Annotated in this window: 26 protein-coding genes and 1 pseudogene; 5 read left to right on the forward strand and 22 right to left on the reverse strand. The window is 53.0% G+C overall.

Annotated elements, in window-relative coordinates:
- Positions 1-137: 137 nt before the first annotated feature.
- From SLIP_RS09290 to SLIP_RS12175, 11 genes are all read right to left on the reverse strand, one after another.
- Positions 138-1,082, reverse strand: a complete 945-nt coding sequence (locus tag SLIP_RS09290; RefSeq protein ID WP_013176029.1) for a transketolase family protein — start codon at positions 1,080-1,082, stop codon at positions 138-140.
- A gap of 68 nt (positions 1,083-1,150) precedes the next feature.
- The gene (locus tag SLIP_RS09295; protein ID WP_013176030.1) at positions 1,151-1,984 is read right to left on the reverse strand and encodes a transketolase; all 834 of its coding nucleotides are present in this window, start codon (positions 1,982-1,984) and stop codon (positions 1,151-1,153) included.
- A gap of 99 nt (positions 1,985-2,083) precedes the next feature.
- The gene (prfB, locus tag SLIP_RS09300; protein ID WP_083762019.1) at positions 2,084-3,151 is read right to left on the reverse strand and encodes a peptide chain release factor 2; all 1,068 of its coding nucleotides are present in this window, start codon (positions 3,149-3,151) and stop codon (positions 2,084-2,086) included.
- A 67-nt stretch (positions 3,152-3,218) separates the two neighbouring features.
- The gene (locus SLIP_RS09305; protein WP_013176032.1) at positions 3,219-3,995 is read right to left on the reverse strand and encodes an OmpA/MotB family protein; all 777 of its coding nucleotides are present in this window, start codon (positions 3,993-3,995) and stop codon (positions 3,219-3,221) included.
- 1 nt (position 3,996) lies between these two features.
- A complete protein-coding gene (locus SLIP_RS09310; protein WP_013176033.1) occupies positions 3,997-4,788 on the reverse strand; it encodes a flagellar motor protein in 792 nt (263 codons plus the stop codon).
- Positions 4,788-7,283 (reverse strand): preprotein translocase subunit SecA, encoded by a 2,496-nt coding sequence (secA, locus tag SLIP_RS09315; RefSeq protein WP_013176034.1) that lies wholly within the window; start codon positions 7,281-7,283, stop codon positions 4,788-4,790. Before secA ends, SLIP_RS09310 begins: the two co-directional genes overlap by 1 nt.
- Positions 7,284-7,377: 94 nt before the next feature.
- On the reverse strand, positions 7,378-7,920 hold the full coding sequence (gene hpf, locus SLIP_RS09320) for a ribosome hibernation-promoting factor, HPF/YfiA family (protein ID WP_013176035.1): 543 nt from the start codon (positions 7,918-7,920) through the stop codon (positions 7,378-7,380).
- 565 nt (positions 7,921-8,485) lie between these two features.
- Positions 8,486-8,770 (reverse strand): zinc-ribbon domain containing protein, encoded by a 285-nt coding sequence (locus SLIP_RS09325; protein WP_013176036.1) that lies wholly within the window; start codon positions 8,768-8,770, stop codon positions 8,486-8,488.
- Between the two features lie 220 nt (positions 8,771-8,990).
- Positions 8,991-9,446 (reverse strand): flagellar protein FliT, encoded by a 456-nt coding sequence (locus tag SLIP_RS09330; RefSeq protein ID WP_041432982.1) that lies wholly within the window; start codon positions 9,444-9,446, stop codon positions 8,991-8,993.
- Positions 9,447-9,448: 2 nt separating this feature from the next.
- On the reverse strand, positions 9,449-9,874 hold the full coding sequence (gene fliS / locus SLIP_RS09335) for a flagellar export chaperone FliS (RefSeq protein ID WP_013176038.1): 426 nt from the start codon (positions 9,872-9,874) through the stop codon (positions 9,449-9,451).
- Positions 9,875-9,890: 16 nt separating this feature from the next.
- Complete coding sequence (locus SLIP_RS12175; protein ID WP_013176039.1) at positions 9,891-10,304, reverse strand: flagellar protein FlaG; 414 nt, start codon at positions 10,302-10,304, stop codon at positions 9,891-9,893.
- A gap of 378 nt (positions 10,305-10,682) precedes the next feature.
- Between SLIP_RS12175 and SLIP_RS09345 the strand changes: the two genes are divergently transcribed.
- A complete protein-coding gene (locus SLIP_RS09345) occupies positions 10,683-11,192 on the forward strand; it encodes a Spy/CpxP family protein refolding chaperone (RefSeq protein WP_013176040.1) in 510 nt (169 codons plus the stop codon).
- Positions 11,193-11,272: 80 nt separating this feature from the next.
- Here SLIP_RS09345 and SLIP_RS09350 read toward each other — a convergent pair whose 3' ends face one another.
- The 7 genes from SLIP_RS09350 to SLIP_RS09380 form a co-directional block, all read right to left on the reverse strand.
- Positions 11,273-12,328, reverse strand: a complete 1,056-nt coding sequence (locus SLIP_RS09350; protein WP_013176041.1) for a hypothetical protein — start codon at positions 12,326-12,328, stop codon at positions 11,273-11,275.
- Positions 12,329-12,452: 124 nt separating this feature from the next.
- Complete coding sequence (locus SLIP_RS09355; protein WP_013176042.1) at positions 12,453-12,893, reverse strand: type II toxin-antitoxin system VapC family toxin; 441 nt, start codon at positions 12,891-12,893, stop codon at positions 12,453-12,455.
- Positions 12,890-13,156: a type II toxin-antitoxin system Phd/YefM family antitoxin gene (locus SLIP_RS09360; protein WP_013176043.1), complete on the reverse strand. Its 267-nt coding sequence runs from the start codon at positions 13,154-13,156 to the stop codon at positions 12,890-12,892. The genes SLIP_RS09355 and SLIP_RS09360 overlap by 4 nt, the downstream gene beginning before the upstream one ends.
- Positions 13,157-13,238: 82 nt before the next feature.
- Positions 13,239-13,757: a ribonuclease toxin HepT-like protein gene (locus SLIP_RS09365; protein WP_013176044.1), complete on the reverse strand. Its 519-nt coding sequence runs from the start codon at positions 13,755-13,757 to the stop codon at positions 13,239-13,241.
- Positions 13,754-14,122 carry a nucleotidyltransferase family protein gene (locus SLIP_RS12945; protein ID WP_013176045.1) on the reverse strand — a complete coding sequence of 123 codons (369 nt, stop codon included), beginning with the start codon at positions 14,120-14,122 and terminating at the stop codon, positions 13,754-13,756. The genes SLIP_RS09365 and SLIP_RS12945 overlap by 4 nt, the downstream gene beginning before the upstream one ends.
- A 57-nt stretch (positions 14,123-14,179) precedes the next feature.
- Entirely contained in the window at positions 14,180-14,380 is a 201-nt protein-coding gene (locus SLIP_RS09375) for a hypothetical protein (RefSeq protein WP_013176046.1), read from the reverse strand.
- The gene (locus tag SLIP_RS09380; RefSeq protein WP_013176047.1) at positions 14,364-14,603 is read right to left on the reverse strand and encodes a hypothetical protein; all 240 of its coding nucleotides are present in this window, start codon (positions 14,601-14,603) and stop codon (positions 14,364-14,366) included. Before SLIP_RS09380 ends, SLIP_RS09375 begins: the two co-directional genes overlap by 17 nt.
- A 379-nt stretch (positions 14,604-14,982) precedes the next feature.
- Between SLIP_RS09380 and SLIP_RS09385 the strand changes: the two genes are divergently transcribed.
- From SLIP_RS09385 to SLIP_RS09400, 4 genes are all read left to right on the forward strand, one after another.
- On the forward strand, positions 14,983-15,384 hold the full coding sequence (locus SLIP_RS09385) for an HI0074 family nucleotidyltransferase substrate-binding subunit (RefSeq protein WP_013176048.1): 402 nt from the start codon (positions 14,983-14,985) through the stop codon (positions 15,382-15,384).
- Positions 15,381-15,674, forward strand: a complete 294-nt coding sequence (locus SLIP_RS09390) for a nucleotidyltransferase family protein (RefSeq protein WP_013176049.1) — start codon at positions 15,381-15,383, stop codon at positions 15,672-15,674. Before SLIP_RS09385 ends, SLIP_RS09390 begins: the two co-directional genes overlap by 4 nt.
- A gap of 169 nt (positions 15,675-15,843) precedes the next feature.
- Positions 15,844-16,413 (forward strand): nucleotidyl transferase AbiEii/AbiGii toxin family protein, encoded by a 570-nt coding sequence (locus SLIP_RS09395; RefSeq protein ID WP_013176050.1) that lies wholly within the window; start codon positions 15,844-15,846, stop codon positions 16,411-16,413.
- Complete coding sequence (locus SLIP_RS09400; RefSeq protein ID WP_013176051.1) at positions 16,394-16,687, forward strand: hypothetical protein; 294 nt, start codon at positions 16,394-16,396, stop codon at positions 16,685-16,687. The genes SLIP_RS09395 and SLIP_RS09400 overlap by 20 nt, the downstream gene beginning before the upstream one ends.
- A 47-nt stretch (positions 16,688-16,734) precedes the next feature.
- Here SLIP_RS09400 and fliB read toward each other — a convergent pair whose 3' ends face one another.
- The 4 genes and pseudogenes from fliB to SLIP_RS12955 all read right to left on the reverse strand — a co-directional run bounded on the left by fliB (position 16,735) and on the right by SLIP_RS12955 (position 18,912).
- A complete protein-coding gene (fliB, locus tag SLIP_RS09405; protein WP_148216566.1) occupies positions 16,735-17,988 on the reverse strand; it encodes a flagellin lysine-N-methylase in 1,254 nt (417 codons plus the stop codon).
- A 122-nt stretch (positions 17,989-18,110) separates the two neighbouring features.
- Positions 18,111-18,479 (reverse strand): DUF8042 domain-containing protein, encoded by a 369-nt coding sequence (locus SLIP_RS09410; protein WP_013176053.1) that lies wholly within the window; start codon positions 18,477-18,479, stop codon positions 18,111-18,113.
- 35 nt (positions 18,480-18,514) lie between these two features.
- Positions 18,515-18,790, reverse strand: a pseudogene (locus SLIP_RS12950) (flagellin); the annotation flags it as partial.
- Positions 18,790-18,912 (reverse strand): flagellin N-terminal helical domain-containing protein, encoded by a 123-nt coding sequence (locus SLIP_RS12955; protein ID WP_242649098.1) that lies wholly within the window; start codon positions 18,910-18,912, stop codon positions 18,790-18,792. The pseudogene SLIP_RS12950 and the gene SLIP_RS12955, both read right to left, overlap by 1 nt.
- Positions 18,913-19,253 lie beyond the last annotated feature (341 nt).

Below are 19,253 nucleotides of genomic sequence, written 5' to 3' on the forward strand. Positions count from 1 at the left end.
ATAAACCCATCTGTGTCAATCTGTGTCAAATCTGTGTCCATCTCCCGGCACTCAGCTAAATCGCGATACACAGCTCCTCGCGAACTGCAATCCACCAGTCACTAGCCTACACCTAGCCTGAGTGCCGGGTCTGTGGCTCATGTTTTTTTCTTTAAACGGACTGCCTTTTCCACCGCCTCCACCAAATGTTTAGCGGTTAACCCGTAATATTCCATAAGCTCGTCCGGGGTACCAGACTGACCGAACAGATCCTGTATCCCGACCCTAACCACTGGAACCGGGCAGCACCCGGAAACGACTTCGCAAACTGCTCCCCCTAATCCCCCGATTATGCTGTGTTCCTCGGCCGTTACCAGGGCTCCGGTCTCACGCGCCTTGCGGCAAATCATATCCTCGTCCAAAGGTTTTACAGTAAACATGTCGACGACAGAAACCTCCAAGCCAGCGCCCGCCAGTATTTTGGCCGCCTCTAAGGCATGGTAAACCATTATTCCACAGGCGATGATAGTCGCGTCTTTACCCTGTCGTATTTCGATGCCCTGACCAATACTCATGTCCCAGCCCGGACCGTAAATGACTGGAACAGCCGGGCGTCCCAATCGCAGGTAAACCGGTCCCGGCTCCCGATAGGCGGCCATGACCAGTTTTTCGGTAGCGACCGCGTCTGCCGGCACCAAAACTTTCATACCGGGTATCGCCCTCATCAAAGCTATATCTTCTACCGACTGGTGCGAGCCCCCGTCTTCCCCCACGGTAATGCCGGCGTGGGAAGCGGCGATCTTGACATTAAGACCCGCGTAAGCGATGGAATTGCGCACCTGCTCCCAGGCCCTCCCCGTAGCAAACACCGCAAAAGAGCTGGCAAAAACCACCTTGCCCATAGCTGCCAGGCCGGCTGCTGTACCCATCATATTCTGCTCGGCGATGCCCATATTGAAAAACCTGTGTGGAAACGTTGTGCCGAACTCCGAGGTTTTGGTGGATTTGGATAAGTCGGCATCCAAAACTACTACATTTTCGTGTAAATGCCCCAGCTTAACCAAAGCCTGCCCGTATGCATCTCTAGTCGCTATCTTCTCCACTCGCCACTTCTCCCTTCATGCAAACCGGGGACGGTTCTGGATTTGCATTCCTGTCCCTCAGTATATACTCAATTGACTGCCAGTTCGGCCAAGGCTCTTTCCACCTGCTCCGTATTGGGAGCCTTGCCGTGCCAGTCGACCCCGTTCTCCATAAATGAGACTCCCTTGCCCTTAACGGTACGGGCCACGATAGCCGAAGGTCTTCCCTTGTGGCCCCGCGCTGCCTCCAAAGACTGCATGATCTGCTGAAAATCGTGACCGTCAATCTCCTGCGTGTTCCACCCGAAGGCTTCGAATTTGGCAGCAATAGGCAGGGGAGACATTACCTTATCTACAGCCCCGTCAATCTGCAACCCGTTGTAGTCGACAATAGCCACTAGGTTGTCCAGCCGGTAGTGGGCGGCAGCCATCACGGCTTCCCACACCTCTCCCTCTTGTATCTCCCCGTCTCCCAACAGGGTGTAAACTCGATAATCCTTGGCATCCAAACGCCCTGCTAGGGCCATACCCACTGCCCAGGCTATTCCCTGGCCCAGGGAACCGGTCGAAGCTTCCACCCCAGGAACTTTTCGCATGTCAGGATGACCCTGCAGCCGGCTGCCCAAGCGGCGAAGACTTTGCAATTCTTCCTTGGGGATAAAACCTTTTTCCGCCAGAGCCGCATACAGCAAAGGAGCGGCATGTCCTTTACTGAGTACAAAACGGTCCCGCTCTGGCCAACCCGGGTTGGCATTATCGAGCCTCATCTCCCAGAAATAGAGGCAAGCCACGACATCGGCTGCAGAAAGCGAGCCCCCCGTGTGCCCGGAGCCGGCTTTTCCCAGCATTTTAATCACCTCGCACCTCAGGCTCCTGGCCCGCTCTTTCAGTTCTGTCACGGCTTGTTGGCTAATTTCCCGCATCCTCAGTTAACTCCCTCTCTATAAATTCTTCGACGCCGATTAACCCCGAATTCACTCTTCATTCTTCATTCTTCATTCTTCATTCTTCATTCTTCATTCTTAATTCTCAATTCCCGCTCCGTACTTCTGCCCCAGATACGCGGTAATAAAATCGTTAATGTCTCCGTCCAGGACAGCATTAACGTTGCCTACCTCGAGCCCTGTACGGTGGTCCTTCACCAGGGAAAACGGGTTCAATACGTAAGTCCTTATCTGGTTGCCCCAAGCTATCTCCTTGTACTCCCCTTTCAGCTTCTGCAGGCTCTCTTCCTGCTCTCGCTGTTTCAGTTCGTACAATTTAGCCCGCAATATCTTCATGGCCGCTAGTTTGTTGGCGTACTGGGACCTCTCGTTCTGGCACTGCACCACGATGCCTGAAGGCAGGTGCGTGATACGTACGGCAGAGTCCGTCTTGTTCACGTGCTGGCCCCCGGCACCCCCGGCGCGGAAAGTATCTATACGCAGGTCATCGGAAGAAATGGTAACCTCCACATCATCCTGAATTTCCGGCAGAACTGAAACCAAGGCAAAAGAAGTATGCCTTCTTCCCGAGGCGTCGAAGGGAGATACCCTGATAAGTCTATGCACCCCAGCCTCGGCTCTCATCTTGCCATAGGCGTATTTCCCTTTTATCAGCAAGGTCACGCTCTTAATCCCTGCTTCTTCCCCCGGCAGGTAATCCATTATGTCAACCTCATACCCGTTATCCTCAGCCCAGCGGGTATACATGCGCAAAAGCATCTCCACCCAGTCCTGGGCATCGGTACCTCCTGCCCCGGCGTGCAGAGAAACGATAGCATTGCTGTCGTCGTGTTCTCCCTTGAACATGATAGAGAGTTCGTATTCGCGAAACCGGCGGTTAAGCCGGGCCAACTCAGCCGCTGCTTCGCGGTAAAGCTCCTCGTCTTCCTCGGCCTCCGCCAATTCCAAAAGTGCTGAGATGTCCTCTATCTCGCGGACAAGTGATTCATAACTGTCTACCCGTTCCTTGAGCCCGCTCATCTCCTTAACGACCTTCTGGGCCTCCTGATTGTCGTCCCAAAAACCGGGTTGGCAGGTTTTGTCCTCCAGTTTTTTTATCCTGTGCTTCAGTCCCTCTACGTCAAAGAGAACCTCCGATTTCTTCAAGTCTCTTTTTAATTTCGCAAGCCAGGTTTAAGGCGTTTTCTGAAAGCATTTATAGGCCCCTCCTTCCCTACTCTCCGCTCTGAGGCGGTTCAAAGTAATCGTATTTCTGTTTCAGTATTACTATATCCACTCGACGGTTCATGGCCCGGTTGGGCTCGCTGTCGTTGGGCATCAAAGGCCGATACTCTCCGTATCCCGTAGCAGAAAGACGATCGGGAGGAATACCCACCTCCCCGGCCAGCACATGCACCACATTGGTGGCCCGTAAGACCGAGAGTTCCCAGTTAGAAGGAAACTTTGGCGTATTGATAGGCAGATCATCGGTGTGTCCTTCTACCCTTACGTAGTTAGGTATGGTTTTCAGGCTCTCGCCCACTTTACGTATTATTTCATGTGCCCGGGGAGTCAAAACATCTGATCCTTTAGGAAAAAGCAGAGTATCCTTCAAGCTTATGACCAGGCCCCGCTCCTGCTCCATCAGAACGATGTTTCCCGCCAGGCCTTCTTCGCTTTTGATGTATTCGGCAAGCTGCTTTTCAATGGCCTCGAGGTTCCCCTGCAGGGTAGGGGTATCGCCCTGCCCCTCGCGTATGATCTGCCCGCTTCTCCCTTCTACCACAGAAGGGCCAGGCGTTTCCATAATAGAAATCGACTTTCCGGATAGGACCATGCTCAGAGAATTGGCTAAAGCCTGAAACTTTTGGGCATCTACCTGGCTCATGGTGTACATTACAACGAAAAATATCATCAACAAAGTTATGAGGTCAGAATAAGTGAGTAGCCACCGCTCCATGCTGGGGCCACCCTCACCACCTTCTTGTTCTTTCTTAGAATTTCGGGCCATGTTACATTTCCACCCCTGCCTTTTGGGCTTCAAACATAGCTTGTTTTTCCGCAGGCGCCAGGAAAGTCATGAGTTTCTCCCTGATAACCCGGGGATTCTCCCCCGCCTGCACCGAAAGCACGCCCTCAAGAACCAACTCCATGAGCTTGACTTCTTTTTCCGTCTTGACCTTTATCTTGCCGGCAAACGGAATCCATAAAATGTTGGCGGAAAAAATACCGTACAGGGTGGCGATGAAAGCCACCGCAATGGCTCCTCCTAGTTTGTCTGGCTCGCTGACATTACTCAAGACCTGCACCAGTCCCATGACCGTTCCTATTATTCCCATAGTCGGAGCAAAACCTCCGGCGGCGTTGAAAATATCGACCCCGAGTTTTTGCCGCTTCTCGAAGGCCTCGATTTCCATCTCCAACATGTTGCGGGTAAGCTCTGGATCAGTGCCATCGATGACCAGCTGCAGCGCGCGGCGCATAAACTCGTTTTCCAATTCCTCGAGCTGGGTTTCGAGGCTCAAAAGTCCTTCTCGCCGCGCTTTATCCGCTACCTGTACCAACTGGTCGATGGTTTCTCCAAATTCTATTTTTTTATTGGTAAACACAACCTTCAAAAAATACGGAATGGTCTTTAACTCCTCGGAGCTGAAGCTGACGGTGACTGCGCCTATGGTACCGCCAAAGACGATGAGAGCAGCGGTCTCCTTCAGCAACATCCCCACTTTTCCCTCTTCTAAAACGAACCCTAGGATAAGACCGGCAAGGCCTATAATAAGTCCGATCAGCGAAGTGAGATCCATCAGCCAACTCCTCTCCCGCAACACTTCTTATACTTTTTACCGCTGCCGCAAGGGCACGGGTCGTTGCGCCCGATCTTCGAAGACCGCACCGGCTTACGGCCGCCCTCCTGCTCCCGGCTTTCAACCGTCACCCTTTCCCGGGGCTGGCTGACCACCTTGACCCGGAACACATACCTGACAACATCTTCTTTAATACTGGCAACCATATCCTGAAACGCGTTATAAGCTTCGAATTTATACTCAACCAGCGGATCCCGCTGCCCGTAAGCCCTGAGACCTATACCGTGCCGTAGCTGGTCCATGGCATCGATGTGGTCCATCCACTTGTCGTCGATTATGCGGAGCAACAAAACCTTTTGCAGAGCCTGCATGGTCTCGTCGCCCATCTCGGACCGGCGCTTTTCGTAAAACAGGCGTCCCTTTTCCTTTAAGAACGAAACCACGTCATCCCGGGTCATGCCCTTAAATTCCTCGGGTCCAAAATCCGGTTCCGGGATGTAGTTGCGCTCCACGTAATTAAAGAGCCCCGCTAAATCCCACCCGTCCGCGTATTTCTCCTCACCCGCGAATCGGTCCACAATCAGCTCAGCCACGTCTTCCATCATAGATATCACGGTTTCGGTCAGGTCTTCTCCATAGAGCACCTTGTCGCGTTCCGCGTATATAACTTCACGCTGCTGGTTGATGACATCATCGTACTCCAGAACATGCTTACGGATCTCGAAATTCCGGCTCTCCACTTTCTTCTGAGCGTTCTCAATAGCCCTGGAAACCAGTTTGTTTTCAATAGGTACGGAATCATCCATCCCCAGCCGGTCCATTAAGCCCTCGATGCTCTCCGAACCGAAAAGACGCATCAGGTCGTCCTCCAGGGAGACGTAGAACCGCGATTCCCCCGGGTCTCCTTGGCGCCCGGAACGACCCCGCAGCTGGTTGTCTATGCGGCGGGCTTCATGCCTCTCGGTCCCCAAAACGTAGAGCCCTCCCAGCTCGGCCACGCCTTCTCCCAGCACGATGTCCGTCCCTCGACCAGCCATATTGGTTGCAATGGTTACGGTCCCTTTCTGCCCGGCCCGGGCGATGATCTGGGCCTCTTTTTCGTGGTGTTTGGCGTTTAAAACCTGGTGGGGGACCCCGCGCCGGGATAGCATACTGCTGAGCCTTTCCGATTTTTCAATTGAAATGGTCCCTACCAGCACCGGCTGCCCTTTTCGGTACCGCTCGACAATATCTTCTACGACTGCCTGGAATTTACCTTCTTCAGTACGGTAAATAAAGTCAGGAAGATCGACGCGAATCATCGGCTTGTGGGTGGGAATCACCACCACGTCCATCCCGTAGATCTTGCGAAACTCTTCCTCTTCCGTAGCCGCCGTTCCAGTCATCCCTGCCAGTTTTTCGTACAGGCGAAAATAATTTTGGAATGTAATGGTAGCCAAAGTCTGGCTTTCCCTTTCAATCTTGACGCCTTCCTTGGCTTCGATGGCCTGGTGCAGGCCGTCGCTGTACCGGCGCCCGAACATCAACCTCCCTGTAAACTCGTCCACGATGATGACCTTGCCATCCTTCACGACGTAGTCCCGGTCCCGCTTCATCAAGGCGTGCGCCTTCAGTCCCTGGTTCACATGATGAGCCAGTTCCATGTACCTATCATCACCCAGGTTTTCGATGCCGAAGTATTTTTCGACCTTGGCCACCCCTTCGTCGGTCAAGGTTACCAGGTGAGCCTTTTCATCCACCTTGTAATCTACCTCTGGCTTCAGCCTGGGCACAAATTTGGCGATTTTGTAATACAGATCAGTCGGCTTATCCGCTTCCCCCGAAATTATGAGCGGAGTTCGCGCCTCGTCGATGAGAATCGAGTCTACTTCGTCCACGATGGCGTAATAGCGTTCCCTCTGCACCTTGTGTTCGGGAGTGGTAACCATGTTGTCCCGCAGGTAATCGAAACCGAATTCGTTGTTGGTACCATAAGTAACATCGGCCTGGTATGCCCGCTGCTTTTCTTCATGGTTCAGTCCGTGGACCACTAATCCTACGGAAAGCCCGAGGCTGCGGTAAATTGGCCCCATCCACTCCGCGTCGCGAGAAGCCAAGTAATCGTTCACGGTCACTATGTGGACTCCCCGCCCGGTGAGGGCATTGAGATATGCGGGCAAAGTAGCTACCAGGGTCTTACCTTCACCGGTTTTCATCTCCGCGATACGCCCCTGGTGCAGGACTATCCCGCCCAAAATCTGAACATCAAAGTGCCTCATCCCCAGGGTGCGCCTGGACGCCTCCCTCACTACCGCAAAGGCTTCAGGTAATATATCGTCAAGAGTATCTCCATTCTCCAGTCTCCTCTTAAAATCCAAGGTTTTAGCCGCCAGCCCCTCATCGCTTAAGGCCTGCACCTGAGGCTCCAGGCTGTTAACCTCCTCAACAATATGCCACAGCCGTTTGACCTCCCGTTCATTCGCATCTAATACCTTCTTCAAAAAGCCCAAGACCATAATCCTCTACCTCACTTGAAATAAATGAGGAACCTGATCAGGTTCCCCGCTAGTAGCTATACAATTATATACTATCACAATTCGGGCCCGGCAACTACTCAAACTCGGGCTCGATCAGCCCGTAATTCCCGTCTCGCCTACGGTACAAGACATTCACTTCCGCAGACTCCACGTTGAAAAACACGAAAAAGCTGTGCCCCAGCAGATTCATCTGCATAATCGCCTCTTCCACATCCATCGGCTTCAGCGCAAACCGCTTGGTCCTGACCACCTTAGCGGCTTCTCCTTTTTCCTCCTCTTTTACCGGTGGAGCCTCCCCCGTGGCCCCCTTCTTCAGTCCTACCTCCCGGTAGCGCCGGTAGATGCGGGTCTTGTACTTGTCAATCTGCTTTTCCAGCTTGTCAACCACCAGGTCGACCGAGCTGTACATGTCGTCTGTCTTCTCCTCCCCTCTGAGGATAACCCCGTTTAGCGGAATGGTCACTTCAACCCGGTGGGTATCTCCTTCGACCGACAAGGTCACCTGGGCCTCTTTGAGGTCGTCGATGAAGCGTTCCAGCTTGGACAACCTTTTCTCGACGTACTCTCGTAAGGCATCAGTTAGTTCGATGTTCTTGCCCCTGACCTCGATCCTCATACGACCACTCCCTTCCTTGCGTTACTAGATATTATATTCTACAATTACCGGTTAAATCCTCCAGACCCCAACTAAGAACCACAGATAAACGCAGACCTTTAAGACTCTCATCCGGGTCACCACTAGAGAATGAAAATGTGACTGTGCACTCCTCCCACTAAGCGATTTTCGGGGCGGACCCTCACGACACTGGCAAGTGTCACCACTAGAGTACAAAAACTTGGTTTTCCAAGGGGAGAATCTAAAAATCTCTTAATATAAAGTCTGTGTTCATCGGTGACCATCTGTGCATATCTGTGGCTTATTCTCGGCACAGATTCAGGCTGAGTGCCGGGTCTGTGGCTATGAAATGAACACGCGAAAAATGTAGCCTAAGGCCCGCCCTTTCTGTGGATAACAGTGTTAATAACCCACCTCTGGCAAAAAACTCCTGTGGATAAAACTTCCTGTCGATCCTTTTGCCCATCGGTTGTTAGCGGAAATCATCGAAAAATAGAATCTCGTACAGAAACGAAAAACCCGGGGAATTCCCCGGGCCTCGCTGTCACTTGTGTTGCTCGGAAACCTAGATAGCTCTTTGTTTGGCAAAGCAGTCTTGACAGTACACCGGACGGTTTGCTACCGGTTTGAACGGAACCTTGGCTTCTCCGCCGCACCCGGCACACACCGTTGTGTACATTTCCCGCGGTGCCCTGGCGCCCGTGTTTCTACCCTGCCGGTTCTGCCGACATACCCTGCACCGCTTCGGTTCGTTTTCAAATCCTTTTTCTGCGTAGAACTCCTGTTCTCCGGCAGTGAAAACGAACTCCTCACCGCAGTCCCTACACACTAAAACCTTGTCTTGGAACATGTTAAAAAAACCCCTCACTTTTTGGATATTCTGCTCCGGCTCCTCCCGAACCGGCAAAGTTGGTAAGACCGCCTTGCCTGAGTGAATTCCCCGAGCAGTTAATGTCATTATACTCCCCGCAAATCATAATAGCAAGCAAAATAACCGGTCTGCTCTAAACTCGCCCCGATAAAACAAAAAAAGGCGGTATATCCCGCCGTTATCGTCCCCGGTTAAGGGGTTACCTTTTTTTGTCGATGAACCATGCCGGATTGGTGCCCGGCGGCAAGCGGTAAGCCTGGTTGGCCTTGCGGCTGGTCCGCACCTCTCCCAGCTTCTCTTCCAGCCCTTTAAGCCTGGCCTGCATTATTTCCTGACAGGTCGTGTCCTTGGCCTGTATCTGGGCTATCAGACCCTTAATCTCGTCTACCAACGTCCGGTACTTTTCTCTTACCTCTCCAGTCTCCTCATAAGACCCCGGTCTCGCCCTTACGGCTTCGACCTCTTTGGTCAACTGGTCTACTTCCTGCATCAAGCCCTGGCGCAGCTCCAAAAGCCTCAGAAACTCGTCCAACCAGCTTTCATCCTCCGCCCCTCGGGCGAGCTGCAATTGCCGGTCAGCTATTTGTAACATCTCGCTGAAAATATCTTTTTCCCGCCTGAGCTTTTCCACCACTTCTTCCAAAACACTCATCACTTCTACCCTTCCATGCAAATGCCTTGGGACTTGCCGCCACTCACTGCCGCTGTTCGTCCCGCTTTTCTAACTGCCTCCCGCCAGGTGTCCCTGAGTTCGGTCATAAAACCGTATACTTCTTCGACCAGCTCCACGCTCTTTTTCACGTTGGCCTGAACCAGCTGCCGGTACAGGTAGTCGTATAGGCTCCACAGGCTCTTCGATATCTGATACTCCATGTTCAAGGTGCTCATCAGTTCCAAAACGATGTCCTGGGCCCGGGTCAGGTAATTGTGAGCCCCGGCCATATCGTTACCCTCTATGGCCCGCTTGGCTCCTTCCAGATTCTGAATCGCGGCGTCGTACAGCATGAGAAGAAGCGCTCCTGGGCTCGCCGTTTCGACCGTCGAGTTCCTGTATTGTTGATAAGCGTTAATGTTCACACTCATGTTACCCCTCCCTGCCTCACACCAATTCGTCTACCATTAGTCCTACCATCTTATGGAAGTTCTCGAGCATTTCCATTATACTGGCAGAGAGCCTCAACATCTGTTCCGGGGGAATCTCCCTGATGACCTCCTGGGTTTCGGCATCCACCACTTTCACCTGAACCCTTCCGCTCTCTTTGTGTATACGAAACTGCAGGTTATAACCGGAAATTTCCATGGCCTTATTGGCAATGTCTACCGCCCGGTCCAGGCTCTCAGGTTCCCTCGTTGCCTTTTCTCCGTCCGCTTCTTTCGAAATTTTCAATCTGTTTTCATCCTCGGTCTTCTCCAAAACCCGCTTTTCCCTGATCATATCGACCGATACCGGACGGACCGGTTCGATCTTTGCGGTGCTCACATCGCTCGCCGTCCCTGGCCCCTCGATCCGCATCCGTTTCGCCTCCCTGCTGTCTTCCTGCTTAGTCTCATATTAAACATATCGGAAACAACCAATGCTCACTTTAACCAATTCCATCGAAAGCAGCAAACGACACAACTCCCATTGTATTCTTCTTTATGCAAGCATCCAGCAGCAAGCAAAATCTGGCCAGAAACTAACCGATCCACTAGCCGGTTTTCCAGACGGCGCTGATGATGGGGACGTGCCGAGTGCCGGCTTACCGTGTATGCGTGGCAGTATTGACAGTAATTTTCCTAATTCTTTCGATTTCTGTTCACAGAATCGTAAAACTTTCGGGATAGACTCTAGTTAGGAAGCGGCTCTCGGTTTGAGCCGGCTTCCCAGACTGCCGATAAAGGAGGTGAAGATTTGAAGAAAAAAGTCCTGTTTCTAGTCTTGAGTTTGGTACTGGTATTCGGCGTAACCTCGGTGGCGTCTGCTGCCGGCTTGGGCCTGGGATTCGGCGGGCTTCGCGGTCAGCTCAGTATCGACAACTGGACCCCTCTGTCGCAGAAGCTCAATCTGACCGAGGATCAGAGCCAAAAACTAAAAGAGCTCAACCAGAGCACCTATGAAGCCACCAAGGAGCTGCGCCAAAAACTGGCAGACGCCATGTTCGAGCTGAAGCAGATGGAGCTCGACACCAACCCGGACAAATCGGCAGTTGAAGCCAAGATGAAAGAAATCAACGAACTCCGTGCCCAGCTTCAAGAGCTGATGCAGAAACAACGCGACCAAATGAACCAGATCTTAACCGATGAACAAAAGCAACTCATGAAGAACTGGCACGGCAAAGGCAAGGGACTCAGGCATGGTTTCGGTCAAGACACCGGTAATCAAAACGGCCAGTCTAGTACCGAAAACAGCACCCAGTCCTAGGTCGATCAGGGGGACGGTTCCTGCGGTTTATTTCAAAAAATAAACCGCAGGAACCGTCCCCCTGATTTTTTCAGATTTTTTCACGCTTTCAAATCAACCATGTCTACCTTTCCCACAAACCCGGCCTGGCCGTTTTCTTTGAAGTAAATCCCCCCGCTTCTCAAGAAAGCCAGGTCGGAATTCGCTGGCGAGCGGAAGGAGAAGGGAGTCGAAACCCGGCCCAAGAAAACGGCGCCTACGGAAAGCTCCGACAAGCTGAACATTACCTCGCTGCCTCCGGCCGGTACCAGGACCCGCAGTTGGGAGTAGACGGAGTCACCTTCGTCGATCCATCCGTTTCCGTCGCTGTCATACGCCGCTAGTTCGGCCCAGCCGTCGCCGATAGAGGGACCGAACATCTCCCGCCCATCGTTTATAACCCCATCGCCGTTTCGGTCCAACACCAAAAATCCAGCCCCCGGAGCAAGAGTTGCCAGTTTTTCTTTCACCCCGTCACCGTTCAGGTCAAACTCCCAGGGCTCGGTGGTAAACGAGATGCCGTTATCGCCGAAGCTTATCACCAAAGGATCTACCGCCGCGTCCCCCAAACGCAGGCTCAGCCTCTCCTCAGCCGCGAACGAACGGCTCATGTCCAGTTGGAAATCGAAGTTAAGCACCCGCCCGTCCGCGGTCTTGACCACGCCCTGCCCGGAGAAGGACAGCCTCTCCTCTTCACTGTAAGAAAAGCGGTATTCGTAGGCGAGACCCCACCCCCGCCTGACCTGCCCGCTGCCGGCAGGAACGGTCACCGCCGGTTCTCCTGCCTCGGTTTCACCGTTCAACTTCCGCAGCTTCAGTTTGTTAACCTCCACCTTGCGTCCGGTAAACATCTCCACCAGCAGAGCCACTACTCTAACTTTTTCTTCTAGCTCAGATGGTAACTCCACATCGTCCGCACTCTCGGTATCGTTCGCGGCTTTGGCCTTTTGCAGGGCTGTTGTCGAAAGCTCCACCCTGTCAGCCTGGAGCCACTCACCCGCAGGCCCGCCGCCCCTGCCCGCGCCACCATCCCAGACTTCCAACCGTTCCTCTATCACCTGCGTCTTCTTTTCCTGCCAGGAACTCGTAAGGCTTACCTGATAACCTTCCACGCGCATCCTTGCGCCCCCTTCCCCAAATCCGTTTGGCCTCATTAAGGTTATCGTCAAAACCCCTACCCGTCTTTAGCCAAGCAGGAAGCGGCTTTTTCGCTGAACATGTTGACAGAATGCCATCTGTAGTTCATCCCGGTCTCACTTCCGGGACTACCTCAAACCCCGAACTGAGAAAAGCGTCCCAAAGCCTGGCATCGAAGCACACTGCTCGGACCGGGCTTTTGGCCATTCCCTTTAAAGTCATCGCGGAAGCCAGGTGAATCGAATCAAACCCCCGCAGCCGGTAACGCTCTGCCAACTCTCCTGCTAGCCACACCAGAGAATCAGAAACCGCCAGGGTCAGGTACCGCGGCCAATCGGACTGCAGGGACGCAACCACCTGAAGGTAGCCTTCCTCTCCCAGAACCCCCTCGCGGAAAGCCCTGGCAAAAGCTGCCCGCGCCTCGGCATAAGCTACTTTGCTGGTAGCAACTAAAGACGCACTGTCTACAAATGTCCGCACCGTTTCGGACCCTGCTTCTCGAACATAAAGCTTTACCAGCGCGCTCGTGTCCAGGTACAGAATCACCGCCGGTCCTCCGACACCAGTGCTTCGATGGAAGCAGGTCCGCTTATCTCTGGCCCGTTGGGAATCCCCGCCGGTTTCCCTCCGTCCCAAGAAGCCAATCCCCGTTCAACCATATCCAGCACTTCTTCCTTCACACTCTCTTCAACGGGGACAATCTTGGCTACCGGAACGTTCCTTTCGGTGATGTAGATGATTTCCCCCTGCTTTACCCGCCGAAGGTATTCACTCAAACGATTTTTCACCTCGCGAACGCCCGCCTTCATTCGACCACCTCCTGGTAGCTACATGATAACAGATTTGAGGCTACGTTGTAAATTGCGGGGGAAAAGAGGAATCGCCTGCGGTCTACGCTTCTTCCAGCAGCAAACGGTCCATCTGCTGAAAAAACTTCGCCAAGTCTTTCTTGGCCGCGGACGATATTGCAGGCAACTTGGTGAGCAGTGCCCTTAACTTTTCCGGGTCTAGGTTAAAACCGTACATGTTGCGGAAAACATGCCTGAATCCTCGAAGCTCGTCAAGTTTACCCTTTGTCTGCTTGCTTATCACCGCTACTCGAACCCCCGGGATGGCCAAAGCCATCTCGTCCAACAATTCCTTGTGCCACTGTGACCCGTCAGGTACACGCTCGCCGAAGCTGCGGGCAACATGCACAAAAACCCGCTCCAGGTAGCAATAATAATCGTGGAGATACGAACCTAACACCCGACATGAAATCTCGTCATCCAGCAGCAGTCCACTGATGTTATCGGTAGCTATCCTCGGAAACACCCGCAACTTCTTAAGCGATGTCTCCAGACGCCGGATGTTCTCTAACTCTTCTTCCACTCTGGCCTTCAAAGCCAAGTATTCGACCGGCGTGATCACAGCCGCACCCCCTTTTCTTTAACCTTTGCCTTCAGACTCTCCGTACAGTCTTCTGCACAGGCCACGCTAACCAGAAAGGGACTGGCTGCGGCTTCGGCATCAATGTAAGCCTGCCAATATTCTCCCGCAAGCCCTACCACGAAGAGATCGATGTCGGAATGCTCGTCGAACCCGCCCCAGGCTAAAGAACCGTAAAGGTATACCTCTCCTGCCCCGTATCGCTCCTTCAGCATAGTTGCTACATCCACAGCCCTCTGCCAAGCGAGCCGGTACAAGCGCTCTTTCTTTCGTTCCTCCAGTCCCAGCAAGCGCCGCCGCAAGACCCTGTAGTCGCTGATATCAGCTCTCCCTTTTCCTTCAGCCATTCCTGATTCCGCCTTTTTAATACGCATATCCGCCTGCACCTTACATCCGGTGTTAAGTCACCGCCAAGTAAAATCCCCCGCTTTGCACGCGGTAACGTACTCGCCCCTGGTGTATACCTCCACGGCCATGCCGCCTACTATGACAGGAGTCACCCCGAACCGCTCTTGGGATATGCCGGTAAACACTTCGGCCACTCCCAGCATGCGCTCAAACTTGGACTTATTTCGAAGCTTTTTCAGCTTATTCATCCAATTCATAATACCACTCCGTGGGTGATAAGTAGGCTATTTTCCCCTCTTTCTCAGCCCGTTCCCACTTCTTCTTAGCAATTATGGTCAGTATCCTCCTTTCTTCTTCGTCACGCGGCTTGCGGCGGTAGGGTTTCTCCCGACACTCGCGCCTTCTTAATATCTCTCTATCAACTTCACGTCTGCCCAAAGCAATCGTGCGCTCGAGATCCTCAAAAAAAATTTCAGCCATCGTATCATCACCTCTCAACCGGCCTCTCTTCTGAAGACATTAGCCCGATCCACAAATTAAAATCCCCGGTTCTGTACGTAGTAACAACCTCTTTCACCCGCGAAACCTTCTCCCCGTATGTCCCGTATGTTAATTATATCCATTCATCCTGCCCCAAAACAATCATTGCCTAACGATAACGCGGTGCTTGCCGGTGGTATTGCCATTGCTAGAATTTGTATGTATACTGATTGTATCGTTATCGCGAACGCCAATCATATCTTCGCCTCTTTCGATGGCTCTTTCTCGCCGCTAAAACACGTCCAGGCGTTCCACAGATGCTTTGCATTGCATGTTCTGTAATGCAGATCCAACATTATTCTCAAGGGGGTTAGCTACCATGAAGCGGCTGCATCAACTTAGGACAAGACTGGAACGGGCGCAAAAGGCACTGGCCACCCTGGAAGAACTCCTCGAGCTGCCTGCCCCGTCGGCCGTCGAAAGGGACGCAGCTATCCAGCGCTTTGAATACACATTTGAGACGTTTTGGAAGGCCGCTCGACGGTATCTCTTGGAAATCGAGGGGCTAGAAGCCGGATCACCCAAACAAGTAATGCGAGGACTCAACCAATCCGGCATCGCAGATGATACGGAAACCATTCAAGCCATGGACATGGTTGACGATCGGAACCTAACCGTACACACTTACGACGAGTCGACAGCTAACGAGGTGTTCCAGCGCATCCGACTTTATGCTCCACTTATGAGAACGATACTCGCGCGGATGGAGGAGCGGGCGTGAGCATAAGCATTGAATTCATAAGACAAGAAATCCAGGAAGCTGCTAAGAAGACCGGTCTAAAAAACTGCCGGCTGGTTATCTTCGGGTCGCGCGCGTCCGGAACTGAAACGGTAGGTTCGGACCTGGATCTGGGCGTTTGGTTCTATGCACCCCCAACCCCTCGCGAGCTCTCCCTGTTCAAGGAGGCCCTGGAAGACTCGCGCATCCCCTGCCGCGTCGACCTGGTCATCTTAAACGATGCCGCTCCCGAGTTCGTTAAAACCGTCCTCGAGGAAGCCATCCCCGTCTAGGCACAAGGGGACGGTTCCTGTGTGCTCGCTAACATTTAGCACACAGGAACCGTCCCCCTGTCCTGCGAACTTCCGGACGTTGAGCCTGTGTATATTGCACCTGTCTGGCAGGCTGGGCTACAATTAACTCAGGCTCGAGCTGCGAGCTTGGGAAAGAGAGGAGTTTGGTTTGACCTATCCTACCGAGATTGAAGTTCTTAGAACGGTGACGGAGCGATTGGAACAAGGCGAAATACCGTATATGCTCTCGGGCTCTATGGCCTTAAGCTTCTACGGTCGTCCCCGGATGACAAGAGACATAGACATAGTAGTGGAACTACGCAGTGATGATGTTGATCTTCTCGTTGGCCTATTCGAGAAAGACTTTTACATAGATGCGGATATGGTGCGAGAAGCTATCGCCTGCCGAGGTTTGTTCAACACAATACATTACGATGCCGTCGTAAAGGTTGACTTTATCGTGCGGAAAGATACCCCGTACCGGGCAACCGAATTCGCAAGGAGAAAACGTGTCAAAATTGGCACTTTCGACGTATGGATAGTTACACCCGAAGACTTGGTATTATCGAAACTCGAATGGGCTAGAGCTTCTCGTTCAGAAATTCAGATACGAGATATAAAGGATTTGTTGGACTCGCTCCACGGGCAGATAGACATGGACTACCTAAGATACTGGGCCAAGGAACTGGCGGTTGACGCATTCTTGGAGGAGATACTCCGTGAACGATACTCACCCTGAGATCGAAAATCTCATAGATACCTTTATGAAAGCAAAGTCCGGCGAACAGAAACTGCTGATGGCGGCTTCCATGTTCGACGCCTCGAGAATGATGGCGATGAACTCAATTCTGGCTCGTCATCCCGATATCACACCGGGCAAACTGCGAGCAGAACTCCTTAAACGAACCTACAGCGGGGATATCGCCCCTTTTCTACTGGCAAAGATAGCCTCCCAGTTAGAGATGAGGGACAACCCTGGAGACACAAGGGGACGGTTCCGGTGTGCTCGCTAACATTTAGCACAGCGGAACCGTCCCCTTGTGTCAGTTGTGCCACAGGCTCAGTTCTTCATCAGTATGGCCATCCAGGGCAAGGTGTTGTAGCCGCCGGCAGTCAGAAGCTCGATTATGCGGGTGAGGTAGGCCGTGTTGTGCTCCACCGTCTTGGCAAAGGCCTGGATGACGCGAAGCGCCAGTTTTTGAGTCAGCCCTTTATGAAAAGCCCCTACGCCGACCAGCTGCAGCTTTATCATTGCGTAATGCACAGCCAGCATCACGAAGGCGTCAAAGATATCCTTCTGGTCGAAGGGAAACAGGCTGCGGAATACGTAGTTAACCAGGTAATTTTCTAGGATGTAGCCGTGTTCCCTGACAAACGGCACGAAGTAGTCCTCGTAAGCCGACCGGTAGCGGACCGCCACGTCCTCAAACGAAGCCCCCTTCACGCATCCCACCCCTGCCAGGAACCAGGCGAAGTTCTCCAGATACCTGGCACTGCTTATGCCCTCGGCAAATCGCTCGTCAGCAAGTTCCTTAGCCAGCTTAACCTGCAGCTCCACCTGGGTCGGCACACCAGCCAGCATCTCCGCCGTTGCCTTATCGTTCTGCACGCGGCGGTACTCGTCCACAATGCCGGGGATCTCCTGTACCTGCCCCCCCTCAACCGCCTCGCCCAGCCTGCGGCAAAACATGCCTAAAAGCACCATCCGGTCGTCCAAAGGCAAAGCCCTGTTCTGCAGGATATCGACAGCCAGCTCCCGTATCTCCCAGAAATACCGCACCGGTCGGTTGGCAGCCGCAAGAGCCCTGCTGTCCACCTTGGTCTTGATCTGCGTCCGCTCCGGTACCATTTCTTCGACAAGATCAAACTCCATCGGTTCCGGGTTCAAAAGCGCGAGCCGCGCCGCTTCCGGACAGGACATGGTCGCCGACCTCTCCAACACCCCGTTCACTTCGTTGACAGTACGAGGGTACGTGTAGCAGGTGTTCGAAAGATACTCCTCCCCGAGCCTAAGCTGGATGAGGCAGAGCGACTCACCGGTCAAAAAGGGGCAGCGACCGTCTTTTTTCATCCTCACCCGCGCGTGCTCAGCAGGCGACGGCTGGGAGCGGTTGCGCCCCACGTGCTTCGCAAACATACCGGCCAGTTCGGGCTCTTTCACCCGCCGGTACTTTTTGTAGGTCTCTTCGTCAATCGTCACCCTCCAGCCCACGCAGCAGCTGTCTTCGCACTCATTACCTATACACCTGAACTTCGCCATATACTGAGGCATCAGTAATCTCCGCTTCTTCTCCCCCAACTTCCAATCCCCCATTCTCCTTTTTCACCTGCGCCTCCCCCTGGTTAAGGTATAACAAAAGCTCTGGAGCAAAACAAGCACTCCAGAGCTGTTGTCTAACCCGGGAAGCGCGGGAAGAAAACCCTCAGCCGCCCGCCTTAACAAAGAACACAAGGCGCAAGAATCTTGCCCGTCTCCTCTTTCCATCCCTCAAAAGCAGGTATGAGCTGCCCCTCCAGTATCTCCCGGGCCCTTTCCCACTCTTCTTCCACGCAGGCCCGGGCTGCCCGGTCCAGGACCTCCCACAGCCAGTCAGACCATTCCTGCCAGAGGGTAGTCTTGCATTCGATTCCTACTGCCTGAAACGCCCGTTCTATCGCTACCAGCGCCTCGCCTACATCGCATATGGTGTTCACCGTCCAGAACGTGTCCTCATCCTGGGCCCGTTCCGAGGCAAAAACCAGCGCTTCTCCCATGGTTTCCACAAGGCCTAACGCCCGGTTCGCCACCTCATGGGTCATGCTCATTGCCCGACCACCTCCACCACTGGCGTTGTTGCAGCCTACCTTCCTAAGAGCTGCAAAACCGACTGCGGCTGCTGGTTGGCTTGGGCAAGCATCGCCGTGCCTGCCTGCTGCAGGATATTGTTCTTTGTGAACTCCATCATCTCTCTCGCCATGTCCACGTCCCTTATGCGCGACTCCGCTGCCGTCAGGCTTTCCAGAGCAGTACCCAAGTTATTGATGGTGTGCTCCAGGCGGTTCTGGATAGCTCCCAGCCTGGCCCGCTCGGCTGAAACCAAACCTATAGCTCGACTGATCACAGTTATGGCAGCGCTTAGTTGCAACGGTTGATACGAAGGCCGGAAGAGAGCTTCTCGAGGGATTTGGAGATTAGAATGTTACTAAGGGAAAGCTGGTGGTAGGTATTAAGCGACGCGATGTTGTGGTTGATCCTCATGGACAAACGACCTCCTTGCACGTTGATTTTGGTCTATACCATAATCACCGCGCTCCCAACACCGCCTCGCGCGCGTACCCGATGTATATTATCGTCATCCCTGAAAAATCGTTAACAGGCTTTTTGAGACATTGAAGCGAATTACGTCCTGCTATCTCCTGCTTTCTTTTATTTTCTGCCCAAAATATATTCTCATAAACAGTCACACGGGGAAGGTTCTCGTGCACGCTCCCGGTTAGAACGAAATAACTTGGACAAATGGTCCAAGTGTTTACACAGAAGAACCGTCAGACTGTGTGAGAACTGGCTGGCTACAGCATAAATATACACTCTAGGCACTG

Source organism: Syntrophothermus lipocalidus DSM 12680, from assembly GCF_000092405.1.
In the GTDB taxonomy this organism is placed as follows: Bacteria; Bacillota; Syntrophomonadia; order Syntrophomonadales; family Syntrophothermaceae; genus Syntrophothermus; species Syntrophothermus lipocalidus.

What these genes read in the sequence shown, in the direction of transcription:
- SLIP_RS09295 (WP_013176030.1), bottom strand. Translation starts at nt 1,984, where the DNA reads ATGCGGGAAATTAGCCAACAAGCCGTGACAGAACTGAAAGAGCGGGCC.
- SLIP_RS12175 (WP_013176039.1), bottom strand. Translation starts at nt 10,304, where the DNA reads ATGCGGATCGAGGGGCCAGGGACGGCGAGCGATGTGAGCACCGCAAAG.
- fliB (WP_148216566.1), bottom strand. Translation starts at nt 17,988, where the DNA reads ATGGGGGATTGGAAGTTGGGGGAGAAGAAGCGGAGATTACTGATGCCT.
- SLIP_RS09350 (WP_013176041.1), bottom strand. Translation starts at nt 12,328, where the DNA reads ATGCGCGTGGAAGGTTATCAGGTAAGCCTTACGAGTTCCTGGCAGGAA.
- SLIP_RS09305 (WP_013176032.1), bottom strand. Translation starts at nt 3,995, where the DNA reads ATGGCCCGAAATTCTAAGAAAGAACAAGAAGGTGGTGAGGGTGGCCCC.
- fliS (WP_013176038.1), bottom strand. Translation starts at nt 9,874, where the DNA reads ATGAGTGTGAACATTAACGCTTATCAACAATACAGGAACTCGACGGTC.
- SLIP_RS09325 (WP_013176036.1), bottom strand. Translation starts at nt 8,770, where the DNA reads ATGTTCCAAGACAAGGTTTTAGTGTGTAGGGACTGCGGTGAGGAGTTC.
- SLIP_RS09380 (WP_013176047.1), bottom strand. Translation starts at nt 14,603, where the DNA reads ATGGCTGAAATTTTTTTTGAGGATCTCGAGCGCACGATTGCTTTGGGC.
- SLIP_RS12955 (WP_242649098.1), bottom strand. Translation starts at nt 18,912, where the DNA reads ATGAGGATCAACCACAACATCGCGTCGCTTAATACCTACCACCAGCTT.
- hpf (WP_013176035.1), bottom strand. Translation starts at nt 7,920, where the DNA reads ATGAGGATCGAGGTCAGGGGCAAGAACATCGAACTAACTGATGCCTTA.
- SLIP_RS09310 (WP_013176033.1), bottom strand. Translation starts at nt 4,788, where the DNA reads ATGGATCTCACTTCGCTGATCGGACTTATTATAGGCCTTGCCGGTCTT.
- SLIP_RS09385 (WP_013176048.1), top strand. Translation starts at nt 14,983, where the DNA reads ATGAAGCGGCTGCATCAACTTAGGACAAGACTGGAACGGGCGCAAAAG.
- SLIP_RS09410 (WP_013176053.1), bottom strand. Translation starts at nt 18,479, where the DNA reads ATGAGCATGACCCATGAGGTGGCGAACCGGGCGTTAGGCCTTGTGGAA.
- SLIP_RS09360 (WP_013176043.1), bottom strand. Translation starts at nt 13,156, where the DNA reads ATGAAGGCGGGCGTTCGCGAGGTGAAAAATCGTTTGAGTGAATACCTT.
- SLIP_RS12945 (WP_013176045.1), bottom strand. Translation starts at nt 14,122, where the DNA reads ATGGCTGAAGGAAAAGGGAGAGCTGATATCAGCGACTACAGGGTCTTG.
- secA (WP_013176034.1), bottom strand. Translation starts at nt 7,283, where the DNA reads ATGGTCTTGGGCTTTTTGAAGAAGGTATTAGATGCGAATGAACGGGAG.
- SLIP_RS09375 (WP_013176046.1), bottom strand. Translation starts at nt 14,380, where the DNA reads ATGAATTGGATGAATAAGCTGAAAAAGCTTCGAAATAAGTCCAAGTTT.